1 protein-coding gene is annotated in these 1,701 nt (G+C 69.8%); it reads left to right on the top strand.

Annotation, left to right across the window (positions count from 1 at the left end; translation table 11 throughout):
• Positions 1–1,701, top strand: a 1,701-nt coding sequence (locus tag ACME2J_RS22280; protein ID WP_495547141.1) for a DNA-directed RNA polymerase subunit beta', incomplete at both ends; no start/stop codon positions are given.

Genomic DNA, 1,701 nt, shown 5'->3' with positions numbered 1-1,701 from the left:
GCGCGCCGACGCTCCACCGCCTCGGCATCCAGGCCTTCGAGCCCGTGCTCGTCGAGGGCAAGGCGATCCAGCTCCATCCGCTCGTCTGCGCGGCGTACAACGCCGACTTCGACGGCGACCAGATGGCGGTCCACCTCCCGCTGAGCGCCGAGGCGCAGGCGGAGGCCCGGATCCTCATGCTCTCGAGCAACAACATCCTCTCCCCGGCGCACGGCGCGCCGCTCGCGACCCCGTCGCAGGACATGGTCCTCGGCGCGTACTACCTCACGAGCGGTCCCGAGCCCGCGGAGCTCTCCGACCTCCAGGAGAAGCTGCGGGCCGGTGAGTGGCCGGCCGGGACGGAGCGTCCGCACGTCTTCCGCTCCGCGCAGGAGGCCGAGCTCTCCTACGAGGCGAAGGTCGTCGGGCTCCACACGCTCGCCGAGTACCGCCCGGCGGGCCGCGAGGGCCACGTGCTCACGACCGTCGGCCGGATCATCTACAACGAGCAGATCGAGCGCGCGCTCGAGGACGCCCTCGGGGACTCCTTCGACCCCGCCGGGTTCCCGTTCGTCAACCAGCCGATGAAGAAGCGCGACACCGTGCAGCTCATCGACCTGCTCGTCCAGCGCTACGGCGCGCCGGCGGTCGCGCTCGTCCTCGACGTCTTCAAGGACCTCGGGTTCAAGTACTCGACCCTCGCCGGGATCACGATCTCGAAGAACGACGTCATCGTCCCGCCGAAGAAGGCGGAGATCCTCGGGGAGTACGAGGGCCGGGTCGCCGAGATCCAGGACCAGTACGACATGGGTCTCATCACCCAGGAGGAGCGCCACCAGGCCGTCGTCGACCAGTGGAACGAGGCGACGGACAAGGTCGGCGAGGCGATGCAGGAGAACTTCGACCACCTGAACCCCATCTTCATGATGGCCGACTCGGGTGCGCGAGGCTCCTTCAAGCAGATCCGTCAGCTCGCCGGGATGCGAGGCCTCATGGCCAACCCGAAGGGCGAGATCATCGAGCGCCCGATCAAGGCGAACTTCATGGAGGGCCTCACGGTCCTCGAGTACTTCATCTCGACCCACGGCGCCCGGAAGGGCCTCGCGGACACCGCCCTGCGCACCGCCGACTCGGGCTACCTCACCCGGCGGCTCGTCGACGTCGCGCAGGACGTCATCATCCGCGAGCCCGACTGCGGCACCGAGGAGCACATCGAGCTGGAGACGTTCAAGGTCACCGGTGACCCGAACGACAACCTCATCGGCCGCGTCGCCGCCGCGGACATCACGACGTCGCGCGGTCGCGTGCTCGTCGAGAAGGGCGGCGAGATCGACCGCGAGGAGCTCGCCGAGATCGAGGCCGCGTTCGCCGAGGACTTCGCCGCCTACCAGGCGTCCCCGGACGACGTGGAGCCGCCGCGGGTGGCGGTCCGCTCGGTGCTGAAGTGCATCGCCGAGACGGGCGTGTGCCAGGCCTGCTACGGCCGGTCGATGGCCTCCGGCAAGACGGCGCAGATCGGCGACGCGGTCGGCATCATCGCCGCGCAGTCGATCGGCGAGCCGGGCACGCAGCTCACGATGCGGACGTTCCACACCGGCGGCGTCGCCGGCGCGGACATCACGCACGGCCTGCCGCGCGTCGTCGAGCTCTTCGAGGCGCGCAAGCCGAAGGGCATCGCGCAGATCGCCGAGCAGGACGGCGTCGTGAGCGTCGAGGAGTCCG

The organism is Paraconexibacter sp., assembly GCF_059438195.1.
This window is presented reverse-complemented; position numbering and strand designations above follow the sequence as displayed.